This window comes from Nonomuraea bangladeshensis (assembly GCF_039529455.1).
In the GTDB taxonomy this organism is placed as follows: Bacteria; Actinomycetota; Actinomycetes; order Streptosporangiales; family Streptosporangiaceae; genus Nonomuraea; species Nonomuraea bangladeshensis.
This window is the reverse complement of the sequence record NZ_BAAAMV010000004.1, coordinates 216,321-232,120: the sequence shown is the minus strand read 5'-3', so window position 1 is coordinate 232,120 and position 15,800 is coordinate 216,321. Positions and strand designations below refer to the sequence as shown.

The 15,800-nt window shown below is 74.0% G+C and carries 16 protein-coding genes; all 16 read left to right on the top strand.

Annotation, left to right across the window (positions count from 1 at the left end):
* The first annotated feature begins 3 nt into the window (after positions 1–3).
* The 16 genes from ABD292_RS12885 (at position 4) to ABD292_RS12810 (ending at position 15,720) form a co-directional block, all read left to right on the top strand.
* Positions 4–1,227, top strand: coding sequence for an ABC transporter substrate-binding protein (locus tag ABD292_RS12885; protein ID WP_344207379.1), 1,224 nt, complete (start codon positions 4–6; stop codon positions 1,225–1,227).
* Positions 1,227–2,081, top strand: a complete 855-nt coding sequence (locus tag ABD292_RS12880) for a carbohydrate ABC transporter permease (protein ID WP_344207378.1) — start codon at positions 1,227–1,229, stop codon at positions 2,079–2,081. Before ABD292_RS12885 ends, ABD292_RS12880 begins: the two co-directional genes overlap by 1 nt.
* Positions 2,078–2,923, top strand: a complete 846-nt coding sequence (locus ABD292_RS12875) for a carbohydrate ABC transporter permease (protein WP_344207377.1) — start codon at positions 2,078–2,080, stop codon at positions 2,921–2,923. Before ABD292_RS12880 ends, ABD292_RS12875 begins: the two co-directional genes overlap by 4 nt.
* A complete protein-coding gene (locus ABD292_RS12870; protein ID WP_344207376.1) occupies positions 2,923–3,945 on the top strand; it encodes an NAD-dependent epimerase/dehydratase family protein in 1,023 nt (340 codons plus the stop codon). Before ABD292_RS12875 ends, ABD292_RS12870 begins: the two co-directional genes overlap by 1 nt.
* Complete coding sequence (locus ABD292_RS12865; protein WP_344207375.1) at positions 3,945–4,985, top strand: dihydrodipicolinate synthase family protein; 1,041 nt, start codon at positions 3,945–3,947, stop codon at positions 4,983–4,985. Before ABD292_RS12870 ends, ABD292_RS12865 begins: the two co-directional genes overlap by 1 nt.
* Positions 4,969–5,943: a hydroxyacid dehydrogenase gene (locus tag ABD292_RS12860; protein ID WP_344207374.1), complete on the top strand. Its 975-nt coding sequence runs from the start codon at positions 4,969–4,971 to the stop codon at positions 5,941–5,943. Before ABD292_RS12865 ends, ABD292_RS12860 begins: the two co-directional genes overlap by 17 nt.
* A complete protein-coding gene (locus ABD292_RS12855; protein ID WP_344207373.1) occupies positions 5,940–6,797 on the top strand; it encodes a GNAT family N-acetyltransferase in 858 nt (285 codons plus the stop codon). Before ABD292_RS12860 ends, ABD292_RS12855 begins: the two co-directional genes overlap by 4 nt.
* A gap of 293 nt (positions 6,798–7,090) precedes the next feature.
* Entirely contained in the window at positions 7,091–7,483 is a 393-nt protein-coding gene (locus ABD292_RS12850; RefSeq protein WP_344207372.1) for a sensory rhodopsin transducer, read from the top strand.
* 14 nt (positions 7,484–7,497) lie between these two features.
* Positions 7,498–7,848, top strand: coding sequence for an NADH-quinone oxidoreductase subunit A (locus ABD292_RS12845; RefSeq protein WP_344207371.1), 351 nt, complete (start codon positions 7,498–7,500; stop codon positions 7,846–7,848).
* Positions 7,839–8,993 carry a hypothetical protein gene (locus tag ABD292_RS12840; RefSeq protein ID WP_344207369.1) on the top strand — a complete coding sequence of 385 codons (1,155 nt, stop codon included), beginning with the start codon at positions 7,839–7,841 and terminating at the stop codon, positions 8,991–8,993. The genes ABD292_RS12845 and ABD292_RS12840 overlap by 10 nt, the downstream gene beginning before the upstream one ends.
* Complete coding sequence (locus ABD292_RS12835; protein ID WP_344207368.1) at positions 8,986–9,957, top strand: complex I subunit 1 family protein; 972 nt, start codon at positions 8,986–8,988, stop codon at positions 9,955–9,957. Before ABD292_RS12840 ends, ABD292_RS12835 begins: the two co-directional genes overlap by 8 nt.
* Before the next feature lie 14 nt (positions 9,958–9,971).
* Positions 9,972–10,532, top strand: coding sequence for an NADH-quinone oxidoreductase subunit J (locus ABD292_RS12830; protein WP_344207367.1), 561 nt, complete (start codon positions 9,972–9,974; stop codon positions 10,530–10,532).
* Complete coding sequence (locus ABD292_RS12825; RefSeq protein ID WP_344207366.1) at positions 10,529–10,831, top strand: NADH-quinone oxidoreductase subunit NuoK; 303 nt, start codon at positions 10,529–10,531, stop codon at positions 10,829–10,831. The genes ABD292_RS12830 and ABD292_RS12825 overlap by 4 nt, the downstream gene beginning before the upstream one ends.
* The gene (locus ABD292_RS12820) at positions 10,828–12,765 is read left to right on the top strand and encodes an NADH-quinone oxidoreductase subunit 5 family protein (protein WP_344207364.1); all 1,938 of its coding nucleotides are present in this window, start codon (positions 10,828–10,830) and stop codon (positions 12,763–12,765) included. Before ABD292_RS12825 ends, ABD292_RS12820 begins: the two co-directional genes overlap by 4 nt.
* A gap of 4 nt (positions 12,766–12,769) precedes the next feature.
* Complete coding sequence (locus ABD292_RS12815) at positions 12,770–14,269, top strand: complex I subunit 4 family protein (protein ID WP_344207363.1); 1,500 nt, start codon at positions 12,770–12,772, stop codon at positions 14,267–14,269.
* Entirely contained in the window at positions 14,266–15,720 is a 1,455-nt protein-coding gene (locus ABD292_RS12810; RefSeq protein ID WP_344207362.1) for an NADH-quinone oxidoreductase subunit N, read from the top strand. The genes ABD292_RS12815 and ABD292_RS12810 overlap by 4 nt, the downstream gene beginning before the upstream one ends.
* Positions 15,721–15,800 lie beyond the last annotated feature (80 nt).

Here is a 15,800-nt window from a genome sequence, read left to right as displayed (position 1 = left end):
ATCATGCGACTGCGCGCGCTGGCCGCCGCTGCGGCCGCCCTCGGCACGCTGACCGCCTGCGGCGGCGGCTCAGGAGGCGACGAGAAGCAGACCGTCACCATGTGGATCTACCCGAACATCGCCGACCAGGCCAAGCACCAGGCGTTCTGGGACGAGCAGACCAAGGCGTTCGAGGCGGCCAACCCGAACATCGACGTCAAGGTCGAGATCTACCCGTGGGCCAAGCGCGACGAGGCGCTGTCCACGGCGATCGCCGGAAACAAGGCACCCGACGTGGTCTACCTCATCCCCGACCAGCTCCCCAAGTACGCCAGGACGCTGGAGCCGGTGGACGCCTACCTCGCCGACAAGGCCGACTACCGGGACAACGCCCTGAAGTCGGTCACCATCGACGGCAAGGTCATGGGCGCGCCGATCCTCATGTCGGCCAACCCGCTGGTCTGCAACCAGAAGGCCTTCGACGCCGCCGGCGTCACCGAGTTCCCCAAGACCTGGGACGACGTGCTCGCCCTGGCCCCGACGTTCAAGGCCAAGGACGTGGACGTCACCAACTACTGGGCCGACCCCGCCGCCACCCTCAACCAGTCGTTCTACCCGCTGCTGTGGCAGGCGGGCGGCGACGTGTTCAGCCCCGACGGCAAGGCGGCGGCCTTCGGCGGCGCCGAGGGCGTCAAGGCGCTGACCTTCCTGAAGAAGCTGGCCGACGGCGGCTACGTGGAGAAGGACCTGCTGACCGGGCTGCCCAAGTTCGAGCAGACCAGGACGGCACAGAACAAGGTGGCCTGCACCTGGCAGCAGCTGCCCGCTGACGTCGAGTCGTTCTGGGGCAAGGAGAACATCAAGGTCCTGCCGCCGCTGACCGACGCCAAGCAGGTCGCCTACGGCACGGTCGGCTCGCTGGCCCTGCTCAAGGCGTCCGACCACAAGGAGGCGGCGGGCAAGTGGATCGGCTTCGCCACCGGGGCCGCCCCGAGCAAGGCCTACGACCTGGCCTCCGGATACTTCTCCCCGCGCAAGTCCACCGGCTCGCTGTACGCGGCCGACCCGGTGCAGGCCGAGGTGGAGAAGGCGCTCGACCTGACCACGGCCGGGCCGCTGCACGAGAAGGCGCGTGACGTGATGGGCGTCCTGGCTCCCGAGATCCAGGCCGCGCTGATCGGCAAGAAGACGCCCGAGCAGGCGCTCGCCGACGCGGCCAAGGCCGCGGACGCGCTGCTGGGTGGCTGATGGCGGCGATCGACGTCAGGCGGTGGGAGGCGCGGACCGGACTGCTGTTCGTCCTGCCGTGCCTCCTGCTCTTCCTGCTGTTCCGGTTCGGCCCGTCCGTCGCCGGGGTGCTGCTGGGGTTCTTCGACTCCTCCATCGGCGCCAGCCCGGAGTGGACCGGCGTGGACAACTACCGGCGGATGGCCGCCGACCCCGTCTTCTGGGAGTCGCTGCGCATCACGCTGATCTACACGATCCTGTACGTACCGGCGTCGATGGCCGCCTCGGTGGGCATGGCGCTGCTGGTGCGCCGCGCCTTCCGTGGGGCCGCCTTCTTCCGCTCGGTCTTCTTCCTGCCCGTCGTCACCAGCCTGGTCCTGGCCGGGACGGTCTTCACCTGGCTGTTCTCCTCCGAAGGGCCGATCACCAAGCTCACCGGGCAGTCCTGGCTGGCCTCCACCACGCTGGTCATCCCGGCCCTGGTGATCGTCTCGGTCTGGTCCAGGTTCGGCTACGGCATGCTGATCGTCCTGGCCCGGCTGCAGGACCTGCCGCGGGAGCTGGAGGAGGCCGCGCTCACCGACGGCGCCTCCACCTGGCAGCGGTTCCGCTACATCGTGGCCCCGCAGCTGCGCCCGGCGCTGTTCTTCGTCGCCGTGATCGAGACCACGAACTCCTTCCAGGTGTTCGACCTGGTCTACGTGATGACCGGCGGCGGACCGGCGCACGGCAGCTTCACACTGGTCATGGCCCTGTACGAGCAGGCGTTCAAGAACTTCGACTTCGGCTACGCCAGCGCCATCGGCGTCGCGCTGTTCGTCATGACCCTCGTGGTCGCGCTGGTCCAGCGCCTGATGATCGGGAGGTCGAAGTGACGACATACCGCCCGTACAAGGCGCTGGAGCCGACCAGGGCCGGGAAGGTGGCCAGGTTCGTCCTGCTGGCCGTCGCCACGCCGGTCACGCTGTTCCCGTTCTACGCGATGGTCGTGCTGTCGCTGAAGCCGGGCACGGCCGTGACGTTCCCGGAGAGCATGCTGCCCTGGCCGGTCGACTTCAGCGCCTACGGCGAGGTGCTGGGCGGGCGCGACCTGGTCACCTGGACGGTCAACACGCTGATCTACTCCGTGGTCAGCGTGGTGGCCGTGCTGCTGCTGGCCTCGCTGGCCGGATACGCCTTCGCCAAGAAACGTTTCCCCGGCCGCGAGCCCATGTTCTGGTCGTTCCTGGCCATGGTCATGGTGCCCTACCACGTGACGCTCATCCCGACCTTCATGCTCATCGCCGAGCTGGGCGGGGTCGACACGTACTGGGGGCTGATCCTGCCGACGCTCGCCAACGCGCAGGCGGTCTTCCTGATGCGGCAGTTCATCATGGGCCTGCCGGACGAGCTGTTCGAGGCGGCCCGGCTCGACGGCGCCTCCGAATGGCGGATCTTCATCAGGATCGTCCTGCCGCTGTGCAAGCCGATTCTGGCCACGCTGGGCGTCTTCGTCTTCCTGTGGCACTGGAACGACCTGCTCTGGCCGCTCATCATCGGCGGCGGCGCCGACATGCGCACCCTGACCGTGGGCATCGCCTCCCTGCAGACGGAGAACGTCCCGCTCAGCGTCGTGCTGGCCGGGGCCACGGTCGCGTTCGTACCGATCTTCGCCGCCTACCTGGTCGGCCAGCGTTATTTCACCGAAGGAGTCACGATGTCGGGGATCAAGGGCTGATGTTCACCTCCGTCGAGGATCTGGAAGAACACCTCACCCGCCCGTCCGGGCCGCTCGTCGCCGACCTCGCCGCCGGCTCCGGCGACCTGGTCGTGCTGGGCGCCGGGGGCAAGATGGGGCCCACGTTGTGCCGCCTGGCCCGGCGCGGCCTGGACGCCGCCGGGCGCGGCGCCGACCGTGTCTTCGCCGTCTCCCGGTGGTCCGACCGCGCGGCGGCCGGCGCGCTGGCCGCGCACGGCGTGGACGTCGTCCCCTTCGACCTGCTCGACGGCGACCTGGGCACGCTGCCCGACGCCGCGGACGTGGTCTTCATGGTCGGGGCGAAGTTCGGCACGTCCGCCGCGCCGTACCTGGCCTGGGTCGTCAACGCGGCCCTGCCCGCCCGCGTCGCCGAGCGGTACGGCGGTTCCCGCCTCGCGGCGCTGTCCACGGGCAACGTCTACCCGCTGGTGCCCCTGTCGTCCGGCGGGAGCGTCGAGGGCGACCCGGTCGGGCCGGTGGGCGAGTACGCGATGAGCTGCCTCGGCCGCGAGCGCGTCCTCGAGCACGCGGCCGCCACCCGCGGCACGGCCGTGACGGTCATCCGCCTCAACTACGCCGTGGACCTGCGGTACGGCGTGCTGGCCGACATCGGGCAGCGGGTGCTGTCCGGCGCTCCGGTGGACGTGACGACCGGGCACGTCAACGTGGTCTGGCAGGGCTACGCCAACGAGGTCGTGCTGCGCTCGCTGGCCCACGCGACGGCGGGCACGCCGTTCACGCTGAACCTGACCGGCCCCGAGACCGCCTCGGTGCGCCGGGTGGCCGCCGCCTTCGGCGCGCGCCTCGGCACGCCGGTGTCCTTCGAGGGCGCGGAGGCCGGGACGGCGCTGCTGAACGACGCCACGCTCTGCCACCGCCTGTTCGGCTACCCGCACGTGCCGCTGGGCACGCTGATCGACTGGCAGGCCGACTGGCTGGCCGCCGGGCTGCCGACGTCGGGCAAGCCCACCAAGTTCGCCGTACGAGACGGGAGATTCTGATGCCCACACCGAACCCCGCGCTGTCGCGCCTGCGCGCGGGGACCGTCATCCCCGCCCACCCGCTGGCGCTGACCGCGGACCGGACGCTGGACGAGCGCCGCCAGGCCGGGCTCACCCGGTACTACCTGGCGGCGGGGGCCGGCGGCCTGGCCGTGGGCGTGCACACGACCCAGTTCGAGATCCGCGGGGCCGGGCTGCTGGAGCCGGTCCTCCGGTTGGCCGCCGACGTCGCCCGGGAATCCGCCCGTGAGTCCGCCCGTGAGTCCGCCCGTGAGTCCGCCCGGGAGCGGCCGGTGCTGGTCGCCGGGGCGTGCGGGCCGACCGCGCAGGCGGTGGCCGAGGCCGAGCTGGCCGCCTCGCTCGGGTACGACGCCGTGCTGCTCTCGCCGGTCGTGCCGGGCGCCTCCGAGGACGACCTGCTGGCGCGGGCGCGGGCCGTGGGCGAGGTGCTGCCGGTCGTCGGCTTCTACCTCCAGGCGGCGATCGGCGGGCCGGTGTTGTCTCGCGGCTTCTGGCGGGCCCTGGCCGACCAGCCCTCCACGGTCGCGGTGAAGGTGGCGGCGTTCGACCGCTACCGCTCGCTGGACGTGGCGCACGGCGTGGCCGCCTCCGACCGGGCCGACCAGGTTACGCTCTACACGGGCAACGACGACCACATCGTCGGCGACCTGCTGGCCGAACTGCCCGGCGGCCTGCGCTTCGCCGGCGGGCTGCTCGGCCAGTGGGCGGTGTGGACGCGGGCGGCGGTGGAGATGGTCGACGGCCTGCGCGACGACCCGGCGCGGTGGTGGGGCCGGGCCACGGCGCTCACCGACGCCAACGCCGCCGTCTTCGACAGCGCCAACGCCTTCGCCGGCTGCATCGCCGGCGTGCACGAGGTGCTGCGCAGGCAGGGCCTGCTGGCGGGCACCTGGTGCCTCGACCCGGACGAGGGCCTGTCCCCCGGCCAGGCCGAGGAGCTGACCCGCGTCAGCGCCGCCTACCCGTGGCTGACCGACGACGACTTCGTGGCGGAGCACCGCGATGCCTGGCTCGGCTGACGCCGCCGTGCGCGTCCTGGTCAGCGTTCCGCCGCCGCTGCGGGCGCAGTTCTTCCCCGACCCCGCCGCCCTGCTGGCCCTGGGGGACGTGCGGCTGCTCGACGACCACCGCGCGCTGCCCGAGGCGCTGCCCGGCACCGAGGTGCTGGTGACCTCGTGGGGGGTGCCGCCGCTGACCGCCGAGTTGCTCGACCGGGCGCCGGGGCTGCGGCTGGTCGCGCACACCGGAGCGACGGTCAAGCCGTTCGTCACCGGCGAGCTGTGGGCGCGGGGCGTCCGGGTGACGCAGGCGGGCGCGGCCATGGCCCGGTCGGTCGCCGAAGTGGCGCTGACGTTCACGCTGGCGCTGCTGCACCAGGTGCACCGCTTCGACCACGCCCTGCGCGGCGGCCGGCCGTGGGAGGCGGCCGAGCGGGCCCCGGCCAGGCGGGAGATCCTCGGCTGCCCGATCGGCGTCATCGGCGCCTCCAGGACCGGCCGGGCCTACCTCGACCTCGTCCGCGCGCTCGGCGCCGAGGTCACCGTCGCCGACCCGTACCACGAGGGCGCCATGGAGCTGGACGAGCTGCTGTCCACCAGCCGGATCGTGGCCGTGCACGCCCCGGCGCTGCCGGAGACGCGCCACCTGCTCGGGGCGCGGGAGCTGGCGCTGATGCCCGACGGCGCCGGGCTGGTCAACACCGCCAGGTCGTGGCTGGTGGACGAGGCCGCCCTGCTGGCCGAGCTGCGCTCGGGACGGCTGGACGCGGCGATCGACGTCTTCGACGAGGAGCCGCTGCCGGTCGGACACCCGTTCCGCGCGCTGCCGAACGCGCTGCTCACCCCGCACCAGGCGGCCGGCACCGATTCGGGCCGGGCCCGCCAGGGCGGGCTGGTGGTCGAGGAGATCGCCCGGTACGCCGCCGGCGTCCCGCTGGCGCACGAGGTGACGCCGGAGCTGCTGGGGAGGATGGGATGACGGCCCTGCGCACCGCCCGTCCCGGCGACCGGGAGGCGCTCCACGCGCTGTGGGCCGCCTGCTTCGACGCCCCGCACGTGGTGCCCCTGTACGAGACCGACCCCGGCCGGTACGGCAGGACGTTCGTGACCGAAGACGTGTCGGCCTGCGTGTACTACCTGCCGCGCCGGCTGCACGACGGCCTGGGCGGCGAGGTGCGGGCGGGCGGCGTGGCCAACGTCGCCGCCCACCCGTCGGTACGCGGGCGCGGGCACGTCCGGCGGCTGCTGGCGCTGGCGGCCGAGGCGATGGCGGCCGACGGCTGCGCCTGGTCGTTGCTGTTCACCGGCACGCCGGGGGTCTACAAGGAGTGGACCGGCTTCGAGCTGCGGACCGTGTCCGGGCCGTTGCGCCGCGCCGGCTCGGCCGGGCGGGGGCTGCGCCGGATCCCCGCCGGTGAGGCGGCGGTCCTGCGGGAAGTGTACGAGCGGCACAACGCGCGGCGTCCGCTGACCGCCGTGCGCGACGAGGCGCACTGGCGGGACCGGCTGCCGATCTGGTACGGCGACCCGGTCGAGCTGCTGGCCGGGGACGCCGGGTACGCCGCCGTGCGATGGGACGGCGGCGTCCTCGACGTGCTGGAGGTGGCCGGGGACCTGCCCGGGGTGCTGTCCGCGCTGGCCGTCGAGGCGGCGGCCAAGGGTATCCGTACCGGCAGGGCCAGGCTGACCTGGGACGAGCCGGCCCTGCCGCACCTGTTCGCGAGTGTCGTCCGGGAGCGGGACCGCACGGGGATGGCCCGTGCGATCCTGGGCGACCCGGCCCCCGTGGTGGGCGCGGAGAACGCCGCCCACTGGCCGGCGGACTACTTCTAGCCGGATTCGGCCATGCGGAAGTCGTGCTGACGGCCTGTCCGGTCGTCCTGCGGTGGGTACCGCGGAGCGGGTTGTGCGATGGTGGCCGCGCCGCCCTGATGGCCGGCCACGATCGAGACGATGCGCAGCCGTACCGGATCCTCGACCGCCGGCGGCGAGCAGCAGATCTCGGACCCGTCCTGGTCCCACCACCTGGCGTGAACCGGATTCCGTCCCTGCTCAGCGGGGGAGGGACACGGTGACGCCGGGGACACCATCGTGCTTCCCACCGCACCGACGAAGGGACGCGAGCAGTGGACCACCTGGGCCGGACGACCTGGATCATCGCCGAGGGCTACATACCGCCGGAGAGCACCGGCGAGGGCAGGGCCTTCACCAGCCACGAAACCGCCTGCCTGCTCAACACCGGGCCGACGCCGGCCAACGTCGAGATCACCCTGTTCTTCCCCGACCGGGACCCCGTGGGCCCCTACCGCGTGGTCGTGCCGCCCCGGCGGACGCTGCACCAGCGCTTCAACGACCTGCGGGAGCCCGAGCCCGTCCCGGTGGGCAGCGACTACGCCAGCGTGATCGTGAGCGACGTGCCCATCGTGGTGCAGCACACCCGCCTCGACTCCCGCCAGCCCGCCCTGGCCCTGCTGTCGACCATCGCCTTCCCCGCCGGAACCGCGGCCTCCGTCACCTGAACCGCGCCGCCCCGATGAACGGACTGTCCGCCGCCGTGTCCCTGCTCGCCGTCGTCCTGGCGGCGGCGGGAGTGCTGTACGCCTTGTCGTGGTGGTCGCGTGTGAGCGCCGTCCCCCTGTCCGCCTCGCCCTTCAACTCGGGACGGGAGCCGGCGGAGCACGCGATGAGCCGGTACCACGTCCGCTGGTACCCGGTGACGATGCTGTTCCTCGCCTTCGACATGGAGATGGTGTTCATGTACCCCTGGGTCAGGGTCATCTCCGCCGTCGGCGCGAGCGCGGTGATCGAGATGTTCGCCTTCCTGGCGATCCTGCTGGCCGGCGTCGTGTACGCGTGGCGCGAGGGAGCCCTGCGATGGACCTGACCGCCGCGCTGCTGCGCGCGGCGGCCGTCCGCCCGCACGTGCTCCTGGCGAGCATGCCCGGCGGGACGCCGGCACGGCTGGCCCTGGAACGGGAGCTTCGCCTGCGTGACCTGCCGGTCGCGCTCACGCCCGCGGACGCCGACATCCTGCTCGTCGCCGGACCCGCCTGCTCCGAGCTGGAGGCGGCGGTGGAGCGGTTGTGGCAGGACATGCCCGCGCCGCGCCGGCGGGCACACGCCGAGGGTCCGCGGGAGGTCGCCGCGGCCGTCGAGGACGCTCGTGCCCGTCTGGCCCGCCGGGAGAATGCCGGAGCGGGACAGCGCGCCGGCGCGGAAGGCGACGACAGCGACGAGCCGGCGGGGCTGCCGATGGCCGAACGAGGGCCGGACCGTGACGGGCTCACCTTCGACCGGCTGCACGTGTCGCTCGGTCCGTTCCTGCCTGACTGGCCGCACGGGCTGACGGTGCGCGTGACCCTGCAGGGCGACGTCGTCCAGCGGGCCGAGGTCGCGGGTCCGCCCGCGTGCCGCGTGCCGCCCGCAGCCTCCTTCTGGACGCAGCCGTGGGCGCGGGCCGCCGCGGGCGAGCGGGTCCAGGCCGGGGAGGCGGCCCGCCGCCGGGCGGCCGCGCATCTCGACAGCCTCGGACGGTTCCTCGCCGTCGCGGGATGGCCGGCGGCGGCCACGAGCGCACGCCGGCTGCGTGACGACCTGCTGGACGGAGCGAGCCGCGAGACCGTCTCGCCACGCGCGGCCCGCCTCGCCCGGCGGGTCGGCAACTCGCGCACTCTGTACTGGCTGACCCGTGGCCTGGGGCCGCTGTCCGTGCGCGAAGCCGCGGCGGCAGGCGTCGCCGGGCCGGCGGCGCGGGCGGACGGCGACGTCCCGGCCCGCTATCGGCTCTGGCTGACGGCGGTCCTGGAGGACGTGGACCGGCTGGAGGAGCGCGCCCCGCTCGATCCGGCCCGCCACGAGCCCCCGCGCGGTCCGCTGTCCGCGCCGAGGGGGCCGTCGGCGGCGCTGGCCTCGCTGCTGCCGCGCCTCCTGGAGGGCGCCGAACTGGCCGCGGCCCGGCTGATCGTCGCCAGCCTCGATCCTGACCCGGACGAGGCGGCGGCCTGCCCTGTGGGGACGGCTCATGAGTGACGCCGCGCCGTGGTGGAGCGTGCTCGCCGCCCCGGCCCTCCTGAGTGACGCCGCGCCGTGGTGGGGCGTGCTCGCCGCCCCGGCCCTCCTGGTGGCCCTCGCGCTGCTCGCGGTCGCCGGTGACGGCGCGCTGTCCGCGCGGGCGGCGGGGCGGCCCGTCACCCTGTCCGCGGTGGCGCGTCCGCTGCTGGAGGTGCCACGACTGCTGGTGGAGCAGCCGCGCCGGCTGCCCGCGCCCGACGTCCCGCTGTGGCGGATCGGCGTGGTGACGGTGCCGGTCGCGGCCGTGCTGTCGGTCGTGGTCGTGCCCTTGGGGCCGTTCGCGATCTCCGGCCTGTCCGTGGGGCTGGTGTGGTTCAACGCGATGGAGGTGCTGACCTGGGCCGGGCTGTGGCTGGCCGGATGGGGGCCGAACGCCGCGTTCAGCCTGGTCGGCGGTTACCGCTATCTCGCCCAGGGACTGGCGTACGAACTGCCGCTGATGCTCGCGCTGATGACGCCGGCCATCGGGGCGCAGTCGTTGCGGATCGGGGACATCGCCGCCGCGCAGGGCGGGCTGTGGTTCGCGGTGTGGATGCCGGTGGCGTTCGCCGTCCATCTCGGGAGCGTGCTGGCGTTCAGCTTCACGGGCCCGTTCGCCTACCCGGCCGGCGGCGACATCGCCGGGGGCGTGTTCGGTGAGACGTCCGGGCCGGACCGACTGCTGCTGTCGGCGGGCCGGTGGCTGTGGCTGGCCGCGGGGTCGGCCATGGCGGTGCCGCTGTTCCTCGGGGGCGGCGCCGGGCCCTGGCTGCCCGGATGGGCGTGGTCGCTGGTCAAGACCGTGGCCGTGCTCGCGCTGCTGGTGTGGGCGCGCAGGCGGCTGCCGGTGGTCCGCGCCGACCGGTACATGGAGGTGGCCTGGGTCGTGCTGCTGCCCCTGAGCGTCCTTCAGGCGCTGGTCCCGGCGCTGGTCGTGCTGTGAGAGGGGGATCGCCGATGGAGTCGGCGCTGTTCTGGGTGCCGGCCGTGGCGGCGCTGGCCGGGGGCGCGCTGGTGTTCCGCGTCGCCTCGATGGCGCGGGCGACGTTCGCGCTGCTGGCGGCGCTGATCTGCGTCGGCGGCGAGCTGGTGCTGCTGGGGCTGCCGTACCTGGGGGTCGTGGTCGTGCTGATGATGGTCATGGAGATGGTGATCATGGCCGTGTTCATGGTCGCGTACATGATGAACCCCGGCGGCCTCACGCCGATGTCGATGCTGCACAACAAGCGCGGCGCGCTGGCCATCAGCGCCGGCGTCTTCCTGGCCCTGGCCGCCGGGATCCTGCTCGTGCCGTGGCCGGCCCCGGTCGCCGTCCCGCCTGCGGACACGACGTTCCAGCTCGGCGCGTCGCTGATGGGCGGGCAGATGCTGACGATGATGACGCTGGGGTTCGTGCTGCTGGCGACGATGGTGGGCGCCACGGCGCTGGCGACCCGGCGGGGCCGCTACGACCGGTTCGGCGACGACCTCGACCGGCGGCCGGCCGACGATCCGGCGGGCGGAGGGGTGGGCTGGTGAACCTGCAGCTGTTCCTGCTGCTCGCGGCGGGGTTGTTCGCGATCGGCCTGTTCGGGGCGCTGTCCCAGCAGTCCATCGTCATGATCATGATGGGGGTCGAGCTGATGATCGGCGGAGTCGTCGTCGGCGCGGCCGCGTTCTGGCGGTTCCTGGCGCCGGCGGCCGGCGGGCAGGTGATCGTCGTGACGGCGGTCGTGGCGATGGCCGTCGAGATGGCGATGGGCTTCGCCGTCACCACCGCCATCTACCGCGCCCGGCAGGTCGACATGACCGACATGGCCAAGGACCTCAAGGAGTGAGCGCCCTCGCCTGGGCGCTGGTCGCCGTACCGCTGGCCGCCGGAGCGCTGCTCGGCGTCACCGGCCGCCGCTGGAACCGGCCGGCGCCGGCCCTGGGCGTCGCCGCCGCCGTGGTGACGCTCGTCCTGGCCGTCGCCGCGGCGCTGCTGCGGCCCGCGGCGAGCGCGCCGTTGCTGGCGGGGATCGAGGCCGGGCTGCGGGTGGACGGCCTGTCGGCCGTGACGGCGGTCACCGTCGCCGCCGTCACCGTCGCCGTGCTGGTGTACGCGGCCGGCGAGCTCGGGCGGGAGGCGAACCGGGGGCGCTTCTTCGGGCTCATGCTGCTGTTCGCCGGGTCCATGCTGGTCACCGTCACGGCGACCACGCTGCCGCCGCTGCTCATGGCGTGGGAGGCGATGGGCGCCACGAGCTGGGCGCTCATCGGCTACCGGTGGCAGGAGCCGGAGCGGGCACGGGCCGCGGGCGTCGCCTTCCTCACCACCCGGACCGCCGACCTCGGCCTGTACCTCGCGGCCGGCGCCGCCCTGGCCGGCGGCGTCGGCACGCTGCGTCTGGACGCCCTGCCCACGGCCGCGTCCCCGTGGCTGCACGTGGCCGCCGCTGGGGTGGTGGTCGCGGCGCTGGGCAAGTCCGCGCAACTGCCGTTCTCCTTCTGGCTGTCGCGGGCGATGGAGGGCCCGAGCCCGGTCTCCGCTCTGCTGCACTCGGCCGCCATGGTCGCGGCCGGCGCGTACCTGCTGCTGCGGCTCGCGCCGCTACAGGCCGCCACCGGCTGGGCCGGACCGCTGGTGGCGTGGGCCGGCGCGGGCACCGCGCTGCTCCTGGGACTCGTCGCCGTCGCCCAGACAGACCTGAAACAGCTCCTCGCGGCCTCCACCGCGGCGCAGGTCGGCTTCATGGTGCTCGGCGCGGGCTGCGCCGCCGTCGCCGCCGGGACGACGCAGCTCGTCGCGCACGCCGCGACCAAGGCCGGGCTGTTCCTGGCCGCCGGGGCCTGGCTGTCCGCACTGGGCACCAAGCGGCTGCCCGCGCTGCGCGGCGCCGCCCGTACCCACCCCGTGGTCGGCGCCGCCTTCACGGTGGGGGCGCTCACCCTGGCGGGGCTGCCACCACTGTCGCTGTGGGCCGCCAAGGACGAGGTGCTGGCCGCCGCCCGCGCACACGGCTGGGGGCTGTACGCGGTGGGCCTGGCGGCGGCCGTCGTCTCGACCCTCTACAGCGTCAAAGCCCTCTGGTACGTCTGGCGGCCGCTGCCGCCCGGCGCCGCCGACGGCTACGACACCGAACGGCCGGGCACCCGCCGCGTCACCCGGCTCATGAGGGCACCGCTGCCGGTGCTGGCGTGCGCCGCCGCCACACTGGGGGTGCTCGCGCTCCCCGGACCGGCCGACCGCCTGCGCACGCTGGTGGGCGACGCCGGAGGGCACTCCCCGCGGCCGTGGGAGGTCGCGCTGTCGGCGGGCGCCGCCCTGACCGCCGCGGCGTTCGCCTGGCGGCGGGGGCCGCGCCCGCTGCCCGCGATCGGCTGGGCGGCCGGGTGGCTGGGGCTGGAACGGGCCGCCCGTGCGCTGGTCGTCCGGCCCGTGACGGCGCTGGCCCGGCTCCTGGCCGGCATCGACGACCGCGTCATCGACGCGGCGGTGCGGCGGCTGGCCCTCGGCGGCCTGTCCACCGCCCGGCTGGCGGCCCGGTTCGACGATCGCCGCGTGGACGGAGCGGTCCACGGCGTCGCGCAGGCGGGTCTGGCGGCGGCCCGGCTGTCGGCCCGCACTGACGACGGCGGCATCGACGCCCTGGTCGGCGCGGTCGCCGCCGGGGCGCGCCGGCTCGGCCGGTGGGCGCGCCGCCCGCAGACCGGGCTGCTGCACCAGTACTACGCCCAGGCCGTGATCGGCCTCGCGGTGCTGCTCCTTCTCGTGCTGCTGACGGGGTGACCGGGTGCTGAGCGTCATCGTCTTCCTGCCGCTGGCGGCGTGTGCCGCGCTGCTGCTCGTACGGCTGCGCGACCGTACGTACCTCCGGGTGTGGATCGCCGTCGCGGCCGCCGACCTGCTGCTCGTCGTCGTCGCGTGGCTCGGGTTCCGGACCGGCGGCGGACTGCAGTACGAGCAGCGGCTGCGCTGGATCCCCGGCGCCGGGGTGAGCTACCACGTCGGCGTGGACGGCCTGTCGCTGCCGCTGGTGGCGCTGACGTGTCTGCTCTTCCTCGCCGTGGCCGCCTACTCGCTGCGCGAGGAACGCCGGGTCCGCTCGTACGTGTGCCTGTTCCTGTTCCTGCAGACGGTCTGCCTGGGGCTGTTCGCCGCGCAGGACCTCATCCTGTTCTTCGTCTTCTTCGACCTGTCGATCGTCGGCATGTTCTTCGTCATCGCCGGCTGGGGCCACGGCGAGCGGGGACGAGCGGCGGCGCTGAAGTTCTTCCTCTACACGTTCGTCGGCTCGCTCGCCCTGCTGCTGGGCTTCATCGGGCTGTACCTGGCGGCCACGCCGCACACCTTCGACCTGGTCGAGCTGACGCGGGCCAACCCGCTGGCCGGGCAGGGCACGTACGCGGCCCTGGTGCTGCTCGCGGTCGGCGTCGGCCTGGCCGTCAAGACGCCAACGGTGCCCTTCCACACCTGGCTGCCGCCCGCGCACACCGAGGCCCCGGCCGCCGGGTCGGCCATCCTCGCCGGGATCCTGCTGAAGATGGGCACCTACGGCCTGGTGCGCATCGCGATGCCGCTGCTGCCGGGCAGCTGGCGTGACCACGCCCTGGTCTTCGTCGTCGTCGGCGCCGTCAGCGCCGTCTACGGAGCGCTGGTGGCCCTGGCCCAGACCGACTTCAAACGGATGATCGCCTACACCTCCGTCAACCACATGGGGTACGTCATCCTCGCGGCCGGCGCGGCGGGCGTGCTGGCCGGCACCGACGCGCAGGCCCGCGCCCTCGCCGTCACCGGTGCGGTCACCCAGATGGTCAGCCACGGCCTGATCACGGGCGCCCTCTTCCTGATCGCCGGCGTGCTGTACGACCGGGGCGCCACCTACGAGATGGCCGCCTACTCCGGTCTGGCCGGGCCGTCGCCGAGGCTGGCCGCCGCCACGGGCGTCGCGGCGTTCGCGAGCCTCGGCATTCCCGGCTTCTCCGGCTTCATCGCCGAGTTCCAGATCTTCACCGGCAGCCTGGCCTCCCAGGCGGTCGCCACCGCCGTGGCCCTGACCGGCATCGTCATCACCGCCGCGCTGTTCCTGCGCGCCCTGCGCGGCATGTTCCTGGGGTCCGTACGCCTGCCGCCGTCCGTCGGCGCGCACGGCTTCCGCGACCTGGCCGCCGCCGAGACGTGGTCCATCGTGCCGCTGCTGGCGCTCGCCCTGGTCATCGGCGTCGCGCCGCGCCTGCTGCTGGACGTGGTCGAGCCCGCCGGCCGGGTCCTGGTGGGGCTGGTCTCCCGGTGAAGGAGGACCTGCTCGCCCTCGCCCCCGAACTCGCGCTCCTCGCCGCGGCCGTCGCCGGGCTGCTCATCGGCTCCTGGCTGCCCCGCCGCCGCCAGTGGATCGTCGCGGCACTGGCCGCCGCGGCCTGCGTGACCGGCATCGGCGCGGCCGCCGGCGCTCCCGGGCGGGCGCGTACGGTGTTCTCGGGCACCTTCGCCGTCGACACGGCCACCGCGGCGGGGCGGCTGATCGTTCTCCTCGCCCTGCTGCTGGTCTGCGGCATGTCCGCGACCAGGATGCGCCGGGACAGGCGTGAGGCCGAGTACTACGTGCTGCTGCTCCTGACCGGCGCCGGCACCCTCGCCATGATCGGCGCCGCCGACCTGCTGATGCTCTTCGCCGGCTACCTGCTGGCCAGCGTCCCCGCCTACGCCCTCGCCGGCTTCGCCAAGGACGACGCCGGCACCGAGGCCGCACTGAAGTACTACCTGATGGGAGCGCTGCTGGGCACCGTCATGCTGGCCGGGGTGGCCGCGCTCTACGGCGCGGGCCACGCCACCCTGTACGCCGGCCTGCGTGCGGGGCTGCCCGCCGCCCCGCACGCCCTGGTCGCCGCCGGGCTCGTCGCGGTGCTGGCCGGGGTGCTGTTCAAGGCCGGCGCCGTACCGGCGCACTTCTGGGTGCCCGACGTCGCCGAGGGGGCCACCGCGCCGATCGCCGCCTACGTCACCACCCTGCCCAAGATCGGCGCGCTGATCGCCGCCCACCGGTTCCTGCACCAGGCCCTGCCTTCCGGCGTCGACTGGCCGCTGCTGATCGCCGTGCTCGCCGCCGCCTCCATGACGCTGGGCAATCTGGCGGCGTTCTTTCAGGCCTCCGTCACGCGCCTGCTGGCCTACTCCGCCATCAGCCAGGTCGGCTATCTGCTGATGGCCGTCGCCGTCGCCACCCGCAGCGAGCTGGCCCGGCCGGCCCTGCTGTTCTATCTGGCCGCCTACGCCCTGACCAACCTGGGCGCGTTCGCCGTGGTGGCCGAGCTCCCCCGTGCTCGCGCCATCGACGACTACCGCGGGCTCGCCCGCCGCCGCCCCGGCCTGGCGGCCGTCCTGGTCGTCTGCCTGCTCGGCCTGGTCGGCACCCCGCCCACCGGCGTCTTCCTCGGCAAGCTGGGGGTCTTCAGCGCCGCGATGGACGGTGGCTACGCCTGGCTCGCCGTGCTCGCCGTCGTCAACACCGTGGCCTCCCTCTTCTACTACCTGCGCTGGCTCACCCCGCTCTTCCGGCCCGCCCCCTCACCCGTCGCCGAGCCCCCTCATGCCGGCCGGCGCTCCTGGCCCGCCGGGGTGGCGTACGTCGCCGGCGCACTCTCGCTCGCCCTGGGCGTCGTGGGCGGAGCCGTACTGCCCTTCCTGCAAGAGGTCCCGAAAGGCCAACAGCTGTCGCTGACCTGCCCTGACGCGAAATTTCAGTAGCCGTCGTCCCCATCGTGCCCTTGAGCTTGCCGCGGGATCGTCCCGGTCTCGAACGCTGGAGGATGCTTGATCACGGTTTG